The 15445-nt window shown below is 74.3% G+C and carries 11 protein-coding genes; 5 read left to right on the forward strand and 6 right to left on the reverse strand.

Annotation, left to right across the window (positions count from 1 at the left end; genetic code table 11):
* The 4 genes from OG435_RS41715 to OG435_RS41730 all read right to left on the reverse strand — a co-directional run bounded on the left by OG435_RS41715 (position 1) and on the right by OG435_RS41730 (position 8612).
* On the reverse strand, positions 1–3672 hold the full coding sequence (locus OG435_RS41715; protein WP_266885465.1) for a pentapeptide repeat-containing protein: 3672 nt from the start codon (positions 3670–3672) through the stop codon (positions 1–3).
* Positions 3669–4757, reverse strand: a complete 1089-nt coding sequence (locus OG435_RS41720) for an AAA family ATPase (protein ID WP_430625854.1) — start codon at positions 4755–4757, stop codon at positions 3669–3671. Before OG435_RS41720 ends, OG435_RS41715 begins: the two co-directional genes overlap by 4 nt.
* A gap of 172 nt (positions 4758–4929) precedes the next feature.
* Positions 4930–7344, reverse strand: a complete 2415-nt coding sequence (locus OG435_RS41725) for a caspase family protein (RefSeq protein ID WP_266885469.1) — start codon at positions 7342–7344, stop codon at positions 4930–4932.
* The gene (locus OG435_RS41730) at positions 7341–8612 is read right to left on the reverse strand and encodes an alpha/beta fold hydrolase (RefSeq protein ID WP_266885471.1); all 1272 of its coding nucleotides are present in this window, start codon (positions 8610–8612) and stop codon (positions 7341–7343) included. Before OG435_RS41730 ends, OG435_RS41725 begins: the two co-directional genes overlap by 4 nt.
* Before the next feature lie 279 nt (positions 8613–8891).
* On the opposite strand from OG435_RS41730, the gene OG435_RS41735 reads away from it, so the two are divergent.
* Positions 8892–11216 carry an immune inhibitor A domain-containing protein gene (locus OG435_RS41735; RefSeq protein WP_266885473.1) on the forward strand — a complete coding sequence of 775 codons (2325 nt, stop codon included), beginning with the start codon at positions 8892–8894 and terminating at the stop codon, positions 11214–11216.
* A 41-nt stretch (positions 11217–11257) separates the two neighbouring features.
* On the opposite strand, the gene OG435_RS41740 is transcribed toward OG435_RS41735, so the two are convergent.
* Entirely contained in the window at positions 11258–11635 is a 378-nt protein-coding gene (locus OG435_RS41740) for a VOC family protein (RefSeq protein ID WP_266885476.1), read from the reverse strand.
* Positions 11636–11760: 125 nt separating this feature from the next.
* Here OG435_RS41740 and OG435_RS41745 point away from each other — a divergent pair, with 125 nt between their 5' ends.
* The 4 genes from OG435_RS41745 to OG435_RS41760 are packed head-to-tail and all read left to right on the forward strand — an operon-like array spanning position 11761 to position 13955.
* Complete coding sequence (locus OG435_RS41745) at positions 11761–12633, forward strand: heavy metal-binding domain-containing protein (RefSeq protein ID WP_266885477.1); 873 nt, start codon at positions 11761–11763, stop codon at positions 12631–12633.
* Positions 12634–12688: 55 nt separating this feature from the next.
* Complete coding sequence (locus tag OG435_RS41750; protein WP_266885479.1) at positions 12689–13150, forward strand: YbjQ family protein; 462 nt, start codon at positions 12689–12691, stop codon at positions 13148–13150.
* An 18-nt stretch (positions 13151–13168) separates the two neighbouring features.
* Positions 13169–13477, forward strand: a complete 309-nt coding sequence (locus OG435_RS41755) for a heavy metal-binding domain-containing protein (protein WP_266885481.1) — start codon at positions 13169–13171, stop codon at positions 13475–13477.
* Complete coding sequence (locus tag OG435_RS41760) at positions 13470–13955, forward strand: hypothetical protein (protein WP_266885484.1); 486 nt, start codon at positions 13470–13472, stop codon at positions 13953–13955. The genes OG435_RS41755 and OG435_RS41760 overlap by 8 nt, the downstream gene beginning before the upstream one ends.
* Here the strand turns inward: OG435_RS41760 and OG435_RS41765 are convergent.
* Positions 13913–15403 (reverse strand): FAD-dependent oxidoreductase, encoded by a 1491-nt coding sequence (locus OG435_RS41765; protein ID WP_266885486.1) that lies wholly within the window; start codon positions 15401–15403, stop codon positions 13913–13915. The genes OG435_RS41760 and OG435_RS41765 overlap by 43 nt on opposite strands.
* Between the last annotated feature and the right edge of the window lie 42 nt (positions 15404–15445).

Below are 15445 nucleotides of genomic sequence, written 5' to 3' on the forward strand. Positions count from 1 at the left end.
TCAGGGTGCCGGCACGCCGGACACTCCGCCCAGGCTGAACGTCGCGGCGCCCGAGGCCGGCAGGAGCGGCCGCCACGCGTCGGGCAGCCCGGCGGGATCGGTGAAGGTCGTGTTCATGAACTCGCCCCCGTCCGCGAAGTCGGTGGCGGCGAAGGTCACCCGGTCGGCGAAGAACGTGCCCTTGAAGAACGTCGGTCCGGCGAAGGTGGCCTGGTCGAAGGAGACCCGGGCCTCGAAGCGGGCCTGGTCGAACACCGCACCGGAGCCCGAAACGGTGGACGTGAAGGTGGCGGGCCCCTGGAAGGTGGTCCGCCCCCAGTCGCCGTGGCCGTGGAAGACCGCGTGCCCGAAGTCAGCGGCTCCCCGCACCCGCATCCGGCCCATCCGCGCCCTGTCCCAGATCTCGGCCCCGGTCATGTGGAGGTCCTGGGCGAACACCGCCTCCGCGAAACCGGCGTTGCCGTTGAAGTCCGCCCTGACCAAACGCGCTTCGCGGTCGAACACGGCCGCGTCGAAGGTCGCGCCGCGCCGGAAGTAGGTCCGGCCGAAGGAGACGATCCCCCTGAAGTGAACGGCGTCGAACTCCGCCTGGCCTTCGAAGACGGCCCGGTCGAAGGAGGCCCTCCCCCCGAACTCACCCCCGGGTGTGGCCCAGTCGCCGGTGAACCGCGCCCGGTCGAAGAGCGCGCGTCCCACTCTCACCTGGCCCGCACCGGGCTCCCGCAGCACGAGCATCAGGTGGCCGAGCAGCTCCTCATCGAGCGTGGTCCCCCGCAGGTCCACGTCCGAGCCCGGTTGCAGCGTGTGAAGGTACTCGGCCCGTTCCACCGCCGATACGTGGGCGAGGCAGCGCAGGCGGCCCGGCACACGGACACCGATGCACCCGCCCGGATCCTCCTGTGTGCCCCCGTACCCGCAGCGCGGCCAGCCGATGCCCGGGTCGTCGATCCGCAGCTCGGCATCGATCAGCGCGCGCCCCACCTCGGCGGCGCGGGCGGACCAGATCCACCCGCGCCGCTCCGTCTGCGCATCCGTCATCGGCATGGCCTCCAGGGATTCGAGCCCGTCGACACCGAGCAGGGATTCGCCCTTCACGATGACGACCACCGATGCTTCCCCGGGGCCGGAGGGCTCCCCGACGATGTGCAGTTGGCCGACCAGCGCCCGGGCCTCGTCCACCGCGGCCCCCCGCAGATCGGGCGTGAACCGCCCTCTGGCCAGGGCCACCAACAGGGAGATCTCCCATTCGCCGGAGCCCGCGCGCAACCGCTCCAGTGCCGCGGGGAGCGCGGAGAGCGTCCTCCCCGCCTGTGCGAGCGAGCCCGGGTCCTCCAGGAGGACGAACAACACCCCGTCGTCCCCCTCGGACTGGACCGAGGCGGCCTCGCCGGTGTCCGCCTGCGCACGCAGGATGGCCTCGGTCAGTTCGCCCCTCACCGACCGGCCGACCGGCCCCAGGTGCACGTGGATCCGTACCGCCAGGCAGACACCCGAGCGATCGCTCCCGGTGCCCCCGTGCGCCGACACGACCGCACGGAACCCTGGCTGCTCCAGCAGTGCCTGCCCCGCGAGGAACACCATCCGGTCCGGCCACACCGTGTGCACGATGCCCGCCAGCAGCCCGTCGCGGGAGACCGGGGAGCCCGCGTAGCAGGTCCAGGCCTCCGGTTCGGCGGAGAGCCGGACGAGCTCCCCGTTGCGCTCCCCCTCGTACGGGAGGACCTCGCCGGTCAGCGCCACCGGCTCGCCCCGGTCGGTGGAACCGTCCACGACCAGGTGCTCCCCCGGAGCCGCGAACCCCTGCACCCAGGCCGGCTCGGTCCAGTCCGCCGGGTCGACGAGGTCCGCGTCGGACACGAGCAGGAGGACTTGGGGCGCTCCCCCGTCCCCCCAGGCCTGGACGCAGAGGAACTCCTGCTCCTCGACCCTGACCCAGGCGGTGGCGCTCGTCCTCTGGGTCCGGGCCGCCTCGCCGACCGTCAGGACCAGTCGGGGCGACAACAGCACGCCCGTCGCCACCGGATCCCCCTGCGACTCGAACCGGACCCGCACCACCCGGTCCGCCAGCCCCGACACCGGCCCCCCGGCGACGGCGAACGGCACGGCCTCCGGCCCCAGTTCGCGGCGCCCCCCGCTCCCGGATCCCCGGCGGATCGCCGTGAAGTACCGGCCGGTGCCGCGGTTGCGGAACAGGTAGTCCCCGACGCGCCGCCGGACCAACTCCCGCACCGCGGCCACGTCTCCGCGCAGCTGCGAGCCGAGCAGGGCTTCCCGTACGCCCGGCAGGAACTCGAACTCCACCGCGTCAGCGGACTGTTCACCGTCCCAGGGGGCGAGCAGCCCGCCCAGGGCCACCTCCGCGAGGTGCCCGTGCTCGGACTCCCGCAGCAGGGAGCGGCGGACGAGGGTCATCACGGGCAGGGTGAGCGGTACGGCGGCCAGGTGGTCGGCGAGGCGCTGGGCCGTCGGTGAGGCGCTCGCGCGGAAGCGCTCCACCGCCTCCAGGGGGTCCGGGAAGAACTTCGGAGCCCCTGGTGTCGCGTACGAGGCCTCGCGCGCGGGCTCCCCGTCGAGGCGCAGGCACGCGAGGCGCCGCCAGCGGCCGTCCCCGGACACCACCCGCACCAGCCGGGCCAGGCTCCCGGAGGCGATGCCGACGACGGGGATCACGGCCCCGCCGCCGCGGGCCCGCCGGGTCATGGGGACCCGCTGCCAGGAGCGGGTGGCCGCCGCGGGCCGGTCCGCGCGGACGGCGAAGGGGACCGGCTGGACCGCCCCGCGCGTCCAGAGCCGCTCGGGCAGGACGTTCAGTACGGCCACGGCGTTGTGCGCCGACCACTGCCGGAGCACCGCGCGCAGGGGAGCTTCGCGCCAGCCGCCGGCCACCGTGTCGGAGAGCACCAGGATCAGCCGCCGGCCCGCCGGGTCGACCAGCTCCAGGGGGTTGCGGGGCGGGCTGTCGCGATGGTGCGCGACCCTGGGCGTGCCGCCGGGGCCGGTGCCCGTGAGCCGCCAGGTCCGTACGTCGCGGAAGACGCCACTGCGGGTGAGGAGTCCGCGCACCTCCTCCACCAGGTCGGCCCAGAGCAGCATCGAGTGGTGGGAGTCGACCACCAGGGCCACGTCCAGCCAGCGGCTCTCGGCGGGGCGCAGGACCGGGGTGAGCACCATCCGCTCGATGCTGCGCTCGACGGTGAGCTGTTCGTCCAGCTCCTCCCCCGGCCCGCCGATGCTGCGGCGGCCGATCGGGCGCAGGGCGCGCATCAGGGCGAGCGGGTCGTCGAGGCTGGCGGCGCGCGGCAGCCGCACCGCGCTGCCCCGGCGCCCGGGCCGCGCGGCCGCGCCGCCGGGGGCGCCTCCCGCGGCCGCTCCGGCGGCGGGGTCCACAGGGCCGCCGGGGGCGGGGGCGGGGGCGGCCGCTGGAAAGTACTGGACTCCCGGTCCGCCGGGGCCGCCCGGGCCGCCGCGTGCTGTGCCGGGTGGCTCCGGCCCACCCGCGGCGGGTTCGGGTCCGGCGGCCGGGGCCGGGCCGTCGGGCTCCGCGCGCGGGGCGGACGCGTCCACCCGGGTGGCGAGCCACAGGATGTCGGCGATCTCCTCCGCACCGAGCACGGGGCGCGGGCCCCTGTCCTCGGCGCCCTCGGCCAGGGCGGCGAGGAGCTTCTCGATCACGCGGAGGGTCCGGTGAGGTGGTGCATGACGGTGGCGAGGAAGCGCTCGCGGTCGCCGGGGGCGGACCAGGCGCCTGCCAGGCGCAGTTGGATGGCGTTGAGGAGCTGGTCGGTGGCGAGGTCGCCGTCCTCGGCGCGCTCCAGGAAGCTCCGCACGAGGTCCCGGTACTCGTCGCTGTTCTCGATGTCCACGCCGAGCCGGCCGCGCACGATGCGGGCGAGCTTGTCGGGTCCCGGCGGGTCCAGGTGCAGACGGACGCAGCGGCGCAGGAAGGCGGGCGGGAAATCGCGTTCGCCGTTGCTGGTGAGGACGACGATGGGGAAGTACCGGCACTGGACCCGGCCTTGGGAGATCCGGACGACCTCCTCCGTGTCGTCGTCGGTGCCGATGGCGACGGTGGGGGCCTCCTTGCCGAGCCGGGCGAGCTCGGGGATGACGAAGCCGCCGTCCTCGAAGACGGTGAGGAGGTCTCCGGGGAGGTCGATGTCGCTCTTGTCGATCTCGTCCACGAGCAGGACTCGGGGCCGGTCCTGGGGCAGGAGCGCCGTACCGAGCGGGCCGAGGCGCAGGTAGCGGGCGATGGACGGGCCTCCCCCGGAGGGGGCCGCCGCGGGCGCCGGGGCGGGGACCGCGGTCCCTGCGCGGGCCGCGGGCGGTACGGCGCCGGGTGTCCGCATCTGCTCCAGCCCCGCCTCCTGGAGCCGGCCGATCGCGTCGTACAGGTACAGGCCGTCGCGCAGGACGGTCCTGCTGGTGACCGGCCAGTGCAGTACGGGGCCGAGGCCCAGGTCGGCGGCGATGCTGGAGGCGAGCGTGGACTTGCCGACACCCGGTTTGCCGGTGATCAGGAGCGGCCGGCGCAGGTGCAGGGCCGTGTTGACCACGTCCTTCTCCAGCTCGTCGGGGACGTAGCCCTCGCCGCGCCGCCAGGTGCGCTCCCAGGCCGGGCCCTCGCAGCCGGGGGACGCGTACCCCGGGTCGGGGACGCCCTTGAAGTCCCGCCAGGGCGGCGGCGGTCCGGCCTCCAGCCTGGCCCGGCGTTCGGCGGCCTCGCCGGTCCCTTGGTACAGCCACCAGTCCTTCACCACAGCCTCTGCCTCCATCGTGGGTGTCGCGGGCCGTCGCCGCGAGCGGTCGTCGGGGTCGGTGGAGATGCGAAGTCGGGGGCGGGCGCGGGACGGGGCCCGGGCTCCGGGATCGGGACCGGCATCGGGATCGGGACCGGCATCGAGATCGGCATCGGGATCGGCATCGGGTTCAAGCCAGGGACCGGAGGGTGAGGGTGTCGTCGGGATCGTCCCACAGGAGGACCAACCGGTCTCCCCCCAAAGGCTGTCGGCGATCGCCACCGGGGGCGCCCGCACCCGCGCCGGCCGCCGCCCGGCGCACCGCGCGCACGCGGGCGGGCAGCGCGAGCACGTCGAGTGCGCCGGGGTCGGGCGGCCGACCGTCCGCGCCGGGCGGTACCAGCAGAGCGAGCAGGACGCCCGCGGCCCCGCCGCCCGGACCGGGACCCTCCGCCCGCCCCGCCCCGGCGTACGCGAAGCCGCCCGGACCCGGCCGGGCCACCCCGGCCTGCGCCACCCCCGGCTCTCCGCCCCGACCGGAACCGGCCCGCACCGCCCGGGTCCCGCCCTCTCCCACCCGGTTCTCCCCCGCCCGGTCGATGCCCACCCGGCTCTCCCCCGCCCGGTCCGCGCCCACCCGGTCCTCTCCCGCCCGGTCCTGTCCCGCCCGATCTTCCCCCGCCCGGTCCGTGCCCACCCGGCCCTCCTCACCCGCCCAGTCCATGCCCGCCCGGTTCTCCCCCGCCCGGTCCGCGCCCGCCCGGTCCGGGCTCGCCGGGGCGGGGTCCCGGTGCCAGAGGGCCACCGGGACACCGCCCTCCAGTACCGCCTCCACCACCGCCGAGGTCCGCGCCCCGGCCCGGGTGTGCGCCAGTACGCACGCGGGCGCCGGGCCCGCGCCCAGTTCCATGCCGAGCCCGTCGTCCGCGTCCGCGTCGGCCACCACCCGGACCGCGTCCGGGTGCCGGCCGCCCTGGGACCACAGCCAGCGCCATTTGCCACGCCATTCGGCGCCGGTGTCCTCGCGTTCCTGCGGGCAGCGCACCACCACCTGGTAGAGCGCCCCCAGGGGCCGGGTCCGCCCGCCCGGGCCGCGCGGGACCGGCCACTGGTCGAAGTCCAGGGCCAGCAGCTCGTACGGCACGTGGAACTCGATCCGCTCCACCGCCCCGGACAGCCGCCCGGCCGCCGCATCGGCGCCCAACACCTTTGCAACCGCAGCCAGTTGTCGCACGAGCGCGTCCCGTACGACGGCCAGCCGGACCGGCTCGCCCTCCGACTCCCAGATGTGCTCGGTCACCTCCCGCCGCAGCCACATCCTGGCGAGGAACCCGTCCTCCCCGCCCGGCGGCGCCTCCAGCCGCACGTGCAGGACCGTCTTGCGCGGCGGCGGGGGCGGGGGCGGCAGCGCGGGCAGCCCGAGGCGTTCGCGGGTGGCGCTCACCCAGTCGCGCACCCGGCCCGCCCACCGCTCGTCGCCCGCCGCGCCCTGCTCTCCGAGGAACCGTACGAAGGGCACCGCGAGCGGCATCCCGCCGGGACCGCCGTGGCGTTCGTCGAGGTCCTGGGCCACCTCCAGCAGGGTGTCGCCGGGCAGGCCGCCCCGGGCGGGGGCCGCGCAGCCGGCCGCCCGGAACGCCCAGAGGAACGCCTCGTAGGCGCAGCGCGGCAGGTCGCGGCCCTCGAAGAGCTCGCCGAGCCCGTCCCAGGCGCTCTGGTCGAGGCGGCCCGCTCGTGGCGGCGCCATTCCGGGGACGTCGTCGTCGAGGAAGGAGGAGGCGTCCCAGTCGCGGTCCACGACGAACTGCGGGAGCTGCCAGCCCTCGCCGCGTTCGCGCAGGCCCAGGAAGGTGTGGTGGATGGAGCGGGCGGTGTCGGAGAGGACGGAGGCGGCCTCGCGCACCGGGCGTTCGCCGAGTTCGGCGAGGAGTTCCTCGGTGAAGCGGCCGGCGCCGCGTTCGGCGTCGTTCTTCGCGGCCTCGCCCTCGCGGGAGGCGTACAGCCGGAACTGGCGCCGCCCCGGGACGGTGGCGCCGCCGCCGTAGTCGCTGATCCCGAAGTTCCAGCGGGCGTCGCGGGGTGCGTCGACCCGGCAGGCGTCCACCAGGGCCGCCTGGTACCGGAACCGCTCGCGCTTGACGAGGTCGGTGCGCCACCAGCGCAGCGCGGAGTCGAGGTTGAGGTGGCGGATCTGGCCGGGGCGGGCGTCCGCGGAAGGCAGCAGCAGTTCGCCGCGGTGTGGCGCCGTGTAGCCGTGTCCGGCCCAGAAGACGAGCAGTAAATCGCCGTCGCACGACGGCAGTTCGTCGAACAGTGCCGATTTCACGTTCGCCTCGGTCGCCGGTCGGTGCGTACCGCGCAGGGCCTCCAGCCCGGCCGAGTCCGACCAGTCGAGCGAGTCCGGGTCGTCGAGCGGGGACAGCAACAGCCGTACGTGGCCCGGCGGCACCCCTCCCGGGCCGGTGAGCCAGCGGGAGAACCGCAGGGCGTCGCGGGCCGGGCCGCGCAGGTTCCAGTGCCGGCTGATCTCGTACCGCTCGACTCCGGCGACGAGCGCGAAGGTGCGCGGTCCCAGGTCGGGGGGCATGAGGTCGAGGGGGTTCACCCGATCTCCGCTTCGGCCACCGCCCGTTCGATGCGTGCGTAGAGCGAGTCCTGTTTCCAGTAGGCGCTGTGGCAGGCCGGGAAGGGCTGGCGGCTGCCGATCTCCTGGTCGCTGACGCGCGGGTCGCCGGGGAAGACGGGCTCGGCGAGGTAGGAGAGCACGTCCTGGCGGTCGTAGACGTTGAGCCAGCGCGGGAAGGCGTACGGGAGCTTGGTGCCCGGTACGACCCCGGCCAGCGCTCCGAGTTCGTAGAGGAAGGGCGCCTGCGAGCCGACGGTGACGAGCAGTTCGACCCCGGGCACCGGCTCGCCGCGGGCGGCCGCGAGCGCGAGGAGGTCCACCAGGGCGATGCCGCCGAGGCTGTGGCCGATGAGTACGGTCGGCCCCGGCTCGGCGGTGATCCGCTCGTGCAGGAAGGCGCGGAGGTCGGCGCCCCGGGCCTGGTAGCGCAGGATGTCGCCGAGCGCGGGGATGGCTCCGACGGTGAGGGAGCCGCGCCAGGCGTTGAGCAGCGGCTGGGTGGTGACGCGCATGGCGAGCCGGCCGAGGACGGCGGCGGCCCGGGCGCCGGGGACCCGGGCGTCGCCGCCGAGGCGGGCGGTGATCAGTTCGACGAGGCGGTCGCGTTCGGTTCCGGTGCAGTCGGCCTCGGCTCCGGCCGAGGCGAGGGCGGCGGCGGTCACGGCGCGGGCCAGGACCTTGGCCAGCTCGCGGGCCTGCGGCTCGGCGGTGGCCCTACCCCCGGCGCCGGCGGCCTCGGCGGAGCGGGAGACGGCCTCCAGGGCGGCGGGGAACCCGGCGGCGAGGCCGGTACCGAGCAGCAGCGCGGCCTGTTCGCCGCCGCCCTCCGCCCCGGAGACCTCGGCGAGCAGTTCCAGCACGCGCTCGCCCGCGGACCGCACGCCGGGCATGGCGAAGGCGTCGTCGTCGGGTTCGCCGCCGAAGTCGCCGTACTCGTCACCCGGGTGGCCTCCGCCTCCGGTGTCCCAGCCGGCCTCCGCCAGGACCCGCAGCTCGCAGAGCGGGTCGGCGACCAGCAGCCCCCATTCGGCGACCTCCTCGTCGTCGCCGGGGGCCGTGCCGGGGGCGCCCAGTCCGGGCACCGAGCGTCCGTGGGCGCTCAGGGTGGCCCCGTACCGCTCGCCCCAGAAGCAGGAGTCGACGGTCGCGCCGGGGAACCGGGCGGTCAGCCGGTCCCGGACCAGGGCGAAGAGCGTGTCGTGCCGCTCGCGCCGCACCCCCGTGCCGTGCACAAACAGAAATCGCATCGCGGCCCCGCCCCCTCGCACCGTCGTCCCCGCTCGGCACGATAGCGCCGCGCGGCGAACAGGGCCCCTCGAACGTGGAGTTCCGATGGCCGGTGCACATACCCGACCGCCTCCAGAGGCAGGACCGACCGCCTCCGAAGGCAGGCCCGATCGCACCGGACGTCTCCCTCTCCCACGCCTATCAATCACCTGTCACATGTGAAATATTACTCGCGCTCCGGCCAACCCGACCGCCCGGAACCTCCAGAAAGGTCAGCTACGTTGCGCAGACTCGCTGCGGTGGGAGCGGCGATATCACTCGCCCTCCTCGCCGCCCCCGCGCTCGCCGCCACCGCCTCCCCGGCCCCGCCGCCCGCCCGGACGCCCGCCGGGCACCAGGCGGCCGAGCAGCAGCAGGCCGCCGCCCCGCCACCCGCGCCCCTGGAGCTCCAGCGCCAGGCCCTGCGCCGCCAGGCCCTCGAGGAAGTGGCCTCGGGCCGCCCCGGCGGCCTGCGCGCCGAGGCCGACGGCACGCTGCCGCGGCGGGCCAAGGTCGGCAAGCGGTACGTCGAACTGGCACAGGAGCGCAAGGACAAGGTCTTCGTGATCCTCGCCGAGTTCGGCGACCAGGTGGACGACACCACCGAGTTCGAGGGCAAGCCCCGCTTCGGCGGCGCCCCCGGCCCGGCGCACAACACGATCGGCAAACCGGCCGCGGACGACAACCACACCCTGTGGCGCAAGGACTTCGACCGCTCTTTCTACGAGAAGCAGTTCTTCTCCACCGACCCGCGGTCCGCCTCCCTGCGCGCCTATTACCGGCTCCAGTCCTCCGGCCGGTACGACATGGACGGCACGGTGACCGACTGGGTGAAGCTCCCCTGGAACGAAGCCCGTTACGGCACCGACAACTGCTCCGAGTCCGGCCAGTGCCGGACCAACTGGGACATGATCCGGGACGCCACGGACTCCTGGTACAAGTCCGAGCGCGCGAAGGGCCGTACGGCCGAACAGATCAAGGCGCAGCTCGCCGAGTACGACGTGTGGGACCGCTACGACGCCGACCACGACGGCGACTTCGACGAGCCGGACGGCTACCTCGACCACCTCGTCGTCGTCCACGCGGGCAAGGACGGCACCTGGGGCGGCGGTGCGCAGGGCAAGGACGCCGTGTGGGCGCACCGCTGGTTCGCCTACTGGAACCAGGCCGGCAGCGCGGGCCCGGAGGGCAACAAGGCGGGCGGCACCCCGGTCGGCGACACCGGCATCTGGGCCGGGGACTACCTGACCGGCGGGGAGAACAGCGGCGCGGGCCTCTTCGCGCACGAGTTCGGGCACGATCTGGGCCTGCCGGACCTGTACAGCTCGGACGGGGACAACAGCGTCAACTTCTGGTCGCTGATGTCCTCCGCGTCCTACCTGGGCAAGGGCCTTAACTCCACAGGCGAGTTCCCGGGCGACCTCGACCCCTGGAGCAAGCTGCAGCTGGGCTGGCTCCAGTACACGGAGGCCGACGCGGGCCGCACGACGCGGGCGACGCTCGGAGTGTCCGGCTACAACACCGAGGAGCCGCAGTCACTGCTGGTGCACCTGCCGCCGTCCTCGACCACGACCGAGCTGGTCGACCCGTACGAGGGCGGCAGCCAGTGGTGGAGCGGTACGGGCGACTTCATGGACAACACCCTCTCGCGCACCGTCGACCTGTCCGGGGTCCCGGCCGGTACCCCGGCCCGCCTGGACGCCCGGGTCTGGTACGACATCGAGCAGGACTTCGACTACCTGACGGTGGAGGCCTCCACGGACGGCGGGACCGGCTGGACGGCGCTGCCGGGCACGGTGGACGCCACGCCGATCGGGGCGAAGGGAATCTCCGGCACCTCGGCCGGCTGGACGCATCTCTCGGTTCCGCTGACCCAATTCGGCGGCAGATCCGTCCAGTTGAGACTCCGTGTCACCTCCGACAGCAACACCCACGGCAAGGGCGTCGCCTTCGACGACATCCGCGTCACGGCGGGCGAGGACGGCCGGGTCCTGCTGCGCGACGGCGCGGAGCAGGACGCGAACGGCTGGACGGCGGTCAAGTGGTCGCGCACGCAAGGCCGTACGGGCAGCGAGCAGCACCCGCGCGCGTACTTCGTGGAGAACCGCCGCTACACCGGCTACGGAAGCCTGCTGCGGACGGGTCCGTACAACTTCGGCTTCACGGGCGACAAGGTGGAGTTCTACCCGTACCAGCAGGGCGTGCTGATCTGGCTCTGGGACACGGCGTACAGCGACAACACCACCAAGGCGCACCCCGGCGCCGGCCTGCTGCTGCCCGTGGACGCCCGACCGGAGCCGCTGACGAACGCGGACGGCACACTGCTCAACGCGCGTGCGCAGACCTTCGACGCGCCCTTCTCGCTCGGGAGGAGCGACCGGATCGTCCTGCACAAGGCGGGCGCCCCGACCGTGATCCCGGCCCGGAGCGGCGTACCGGTCTTCGACGACCGCCACGGGTCGTACTGGAACGCACAGCTGCCGCAGCTCGGGGTCAAGGTGCCGGACACCGGGACCCGGCTCGCGGTCGCCAAGGAGGCCGCGGGCGGGGCCCTGACGACGGTGCAGCTCAGCCCGTCGAAGTGACCTGCCCGGGCTGAGACGGGGGGCCGGCGGGGACCGCCCGGTCAGTGGCGCACCAGGCAGAACGGGTGCCCGGCCGGATCGGCGTAGACCCGCCAGCCCTCGTCCTCCCGGCCCCCGTCCAGCAGGGTGGCTCCGCAGGCCAGGGCCTGCGCGTGAGCCGGGTCCAGGTCCGCGACGGCGAAGTCCAGGTGGAGCTGCTGGGGCCGGGCCGGGTCCGGCCAGCGGGGCGGCCGGTGGTCCTCGGCGTACTGGAAGGCGAGGACCTGGCCGCCCGGCAGGTGCAGGGTGGCCCAGGTCGCGTCGGTCGCCCAGCGCCGGTCGGGACGGTTGACCTCACCACCGGCCAGGCGCTGGTAGAACGCGGCCAGCGCCGCCGGATCGGGGCAGTCCAGCACCACACACTGCATCTCGGCGATCATGCGCCGATCCTAGATCGCCCGCACCCGGATCGTCCGATGGCCCGCGGAGTGGATGACATAGGCTGCCGACGGGGGGCGCGCCGTGATCCGCACGGCGGGCCGAGGGGCGGACGGTACGGGATTCGATGGCACACCGAGGAGACACCGGCCTGCCGGGGGCCCTTGACGGCGCGGCGCCGGGGCCCCGGTCCGCGGGCAGTTGGGACTCGGCCCTGTCGGCCAAGGAGTTCGTGGCGGTCGAGGGCGCCGGGTTCGACCCGGTCGGGCAGGTCCTCGGCACCGCCGTCTTCGGCATTGGGTACACCAGGCTCTGGGGCTGCCCGGGCGCCTGGTCGGTCACGGACGGGGCGAAGAAGCCCTCCTCCGCGTGGACCGCCTCCTACTCCCAGTTGACGCGGACCTTGTACACGGCCCGCCGGCTGGCACTCTCCCGGGCGGTGGCCGAGTGCCGCGCGCTCGGTGGCGACGGGATCGTCGGCGTGGATCTGCGGGTCTCCGAATTCGCCGCGGAAACGCTGGAGTTCACCGCAATCGGCACCGCGGTCCGGGCCCGCTCCCGCGTCCGCCCGCGCGAGCCCTTCACCTCACACCTCGGCGGGCAGGACTTCGCCCGGCTCGTGCACTCCGGATGGATTCCCGCCGCACTGGCCTTCGGCATCGCGATCGACACCCGCCACGACGACTGGCGCACCTCCCGCCTGTCCCGCCTGACGGCCGGGAACCAGGAGGTCGACGGGTACACCCAACTGGTCGGCCACGTCCGCCACAGGGCCCGCGAACAGCTGACCGAGGACGTGGCCCGGCACGGCGCCGACGGGGTGGTGGTGGACGACATCGCACTCCGGGTGCGCGAGAACGAGTGCCCCTCCCTCGGGTACGCGCGCGACTTCGTCGCGGAGGCCGTCCTCGTCGGCACCGCCGTCGCCCGGTTCGGCCGCTCCGCGCGGCCCGCCGGACCCGGACCACTGACCATCATGCGACTGGAACGTGAGCACTGAGATGACCGAGAGCACAGGGCGGGCAGGGGCGAGGCAGGGGATACCGGAGGACGCGATGCGCCGACTGGCACAGCTCCGGCCCGGGGAAAGGGGCTCGCTCTTCACCTCGGACCTGTCGGTGAACGAGTTCCTGCTGGTGCGCGAGGCCGGCTTCCGCCCCCTCGGCCTGGTCCTGGGCACCTCCGTCTACCACGTGGGCATCCAGCTCGGCCGGTGGACGAAGAACCAGGAACTGACCAAGCTGTCGCAGGCCATGTACGAGGCCCGCGAACTGGCGATGAGCCGGATGGAGGCCGAGGCGAGCGCCCTGGGGGCGGACGGGATCGTGGGGGTGCGCCTCGACATCGAGTTCAAGGAGTTCGGCTCGGACATCGCTGAGTTCATCGCGGTCGGCACCGCAGTGAAGGCGGACGGCGCCGACCCGGGTCCGGCCGGGACCTGGCTCAACAACAAGGGCAAGCCCTTCACCTCGAACCTGTCCGGCCAGGACTTCTGGACCCTGGTCCGCGCCGGGTAGGCACCGCTGGACATGGTCATGGGGTCGTGCGTCTACCACGTGGCGCACCAGCGCTTCACCCAGGCCCTGTCCACCGCCGGCCGCAACGTAGAGATCGAGCCCTTCACCCAGGCCCTCTACGACGCACGTGAGTTGGCGATGAGCCGGATGCGGGCCGAGGCGACGGCCCTGGAGGCCGAGGGGATCGTGGCGGTCCAGTTGAGGCAGCACACCCACAGCTGGGGGTCGCACACCACCGAGTTCTTCGCCATCGGGACCGCGGTACGCCCGCTGCGCGCCGACCACGTCATCGACCGGCCGACCATGGTGCTGGGCCTCGATGACTGACCTGCCCGAGGTGCCCGAAGTCCCGGAGCTGCCCGATGTCCCGGAGGTGGCCGAAATGCCGGAGACCGACGTGGAGTTGCTGGCCGCGGCGCTGCGCAGCGACCAGGCGGACCTGAGCCTGCACGTCGGAGTCCTGGCGGCGGACCTGGCGCAATCCCTGCCGCCCGGCGCCGTACGGGTCGACCGCAGGCGTTCGGTCGCGGACCGCCTCGCCGGGCGCGAGGGCACGGTCACCGCGCTGGACGTCTCGCTCGGCGGGCAACGGCTGTCGCTGCGGACGGATCGGGGCCGGGTGGACGGGGAGATCTGCCACGAGGTACGGGGCATCGTGCTCTCCCGCCGCCAGGTGGGCCTGGACGAGTGGATCGAGGCCCTGGCCCGGTCCCTGGCCGACGCGGCGGCCTCCAGCGCCCGCGCCCGCGAGGCCGTCGAGCGCTATCTGACCCGTCCCACCGGCGCGCCGTGGTGGGGCGGGTAGGCGGTGGCGTAGGGGCTCTCCGGGAGGTGCCGCTTGGTCAGGACGCGGACCACGGTGACGGGGTCGAGCAGGGTGGTCGGCGGGCTGGTCAGCGACAGCACCCCGAAGAAGCGCGCGGCGATCACCCGGTCGGTGTTGGCGCCCGCCATCACCTTGGACATGTAGCGCTGCAGGATCCGCGTGGCCCGGTCCGGCGACGGCCCCTCCGTCACCGGGTACCGCATGTCCTCGCTGGTGGCGATCTGCCAGGGCACGGCGGCCACCGCGCCGGTCCGGCGCTGGATGCGGCGGGTGCCCGCGGCGATCTCCGCGGGCGTCAGGGTACGGATCTCCTTGGCCAGGGCCTCCGCGGCGAGCGCGGCGACCGTCATCCCGTGTCCGTACACGGGGTTGACCCGGCAGGCGGCGTCACCGAGGACCAGGAACCCGGCCGGCCAGCGCTCCAGGCGCTCGTAGTGGCGCCATTCGTTCGCCGTGTTGCGGAAGGCGGTGGGCGAGGACAGCGGGACCGCGTCCCGGATGGCGTCGTAGAGGGCCGGACTGCGCAGGCTCCGGGCGAACGGGAGGAACTCCTCGTCCCGTACGGACGGGGCGTGTTCGCCGTTCCCGACCAGGGTCACCAGCCAGCGGTCCCCGTCGAGCGGGACCAGCACTCCGCCGCGCGGGAGTTCGGGCCGGCCCTGGACGTACAGGCCCTGCCAGCGCCGTCCGGGATCGTGCGGTATCTCGAAGTACCGGCTGGAGTACCCGAGATGGGAGTCGCAACGGGTGACTTGCGGAGCCGGGTGGCCGAGCGCCGTGAGCCAGGCGGGCGCCTTGGAGGTGCGGCCGGTGGCGTCGACGACGAGGGCCGCGGCGATCCGCTCGCCGCCGCGCAGTTCCACGCCGGTGACGGTACGCCCGTCCGGCCCGGCCAGGAGTCCGGCGGCGGCCGCGCCGGCCCGGACCCGGACGCGCGGGTTGCGCAGCACTTCCCCCCGCACCGCCGATTCGAGCAGCTCCCGGCTCGCGAGCAGCACCCTGGCCCCCGACACCGGCCCGAACCAGTCGGCCGGGGAGAGCCAGAGGAAGTCGCGCGGGGAGTCGTAGAGGCCCGCCCCCGCGGCCACCAGCGTGCCGGTGATGCCCGGCAGCATCCGTTCGATCAGCTCCACACCCCGCGACCACAGGACATGCACGTGCCGGGACTGGGGCACTCCGGGCCTGAACACCGGCTCGCCCTCGGGTAGTTCGTCCCGCTCGATCACGGTGACCCGGCGAAACCGCATCGCGAGCACCCGCGCGGCCAGCAGCCCGGCCATGCCCGCGCCGAGGACCACGGCGTGGTCCCCGGCGCTGTGGTCGGCACTGTGGTCGGAGCCGTGATCGGCACTGTGGTCGGCGCGGCCCTCGGGATCGGCCTGCGGGCCGGTGGTACGTAGGTGGTTGTCCGTTGCGTCGTCGTCCATGCCGCCGAGTGTGGCTGCGGACGGGGCGACCTGGTCAGGGCC

The organism is Streptomyces sp. NBC_01264, assembly GCF_026340675.1.
Taxonomy (GTDB): domain Bacteria; phylum Actinomycetota; class Actinomycetes; order Streptomycetales; family Streptomycetaceae; genus Streptomyces.

Coding starts and splice junctions, on each gene's coding strand:
- OG435_RS41730 (WP_266885471.1), bottom strand. CDS start 8,612: ATGCGATTTCTGTTTGTGCACGGCACGGGGGTGCGGCGCGAGCGGCAC.
- OG435_RS41755 (WP_266885481.1), top strand. CDS start 13,169: ATGGGGTCGTGCGTCTACCACGTGGCGCACCAGCGCTTCACCCAGGCC.
- OG435_RS41750 (WP_266885479.1), top strand. CDS start 12,689: ATGCGCCGACTGGCACAGCTCCGGCCCGGGGAAAGGGGCTCGCTCTTC.
- OG435_RS41745 (WP_266885477.1), top strand. CDS start 11,761: ATGGCACACCGAGGAGACACCGGCCTGCCGGGGGCCCTTGACGGCGCG.
- OG435_RS41740 (WP_266885476.1), bottom strand. CDS start 11,635: ATGATCGCCGAGATGCAGTGTGTGGTGCTGGACTGCCCCGATCCGGCG.
- OG435_RS41760 (WP_266885484.1), top strand. CDS start 13,470: ATGACTGACCTGCCCGAGGTGCCCGAAGTCCCGGAGCTGCCCGATGTC.
- OG435_RS41765 (WP_266885486.1), bottom strand. CDS start 15,403: ATGGACGACGACGCAACGGACAACCACCTACGTACCACCGGCCCGCAG.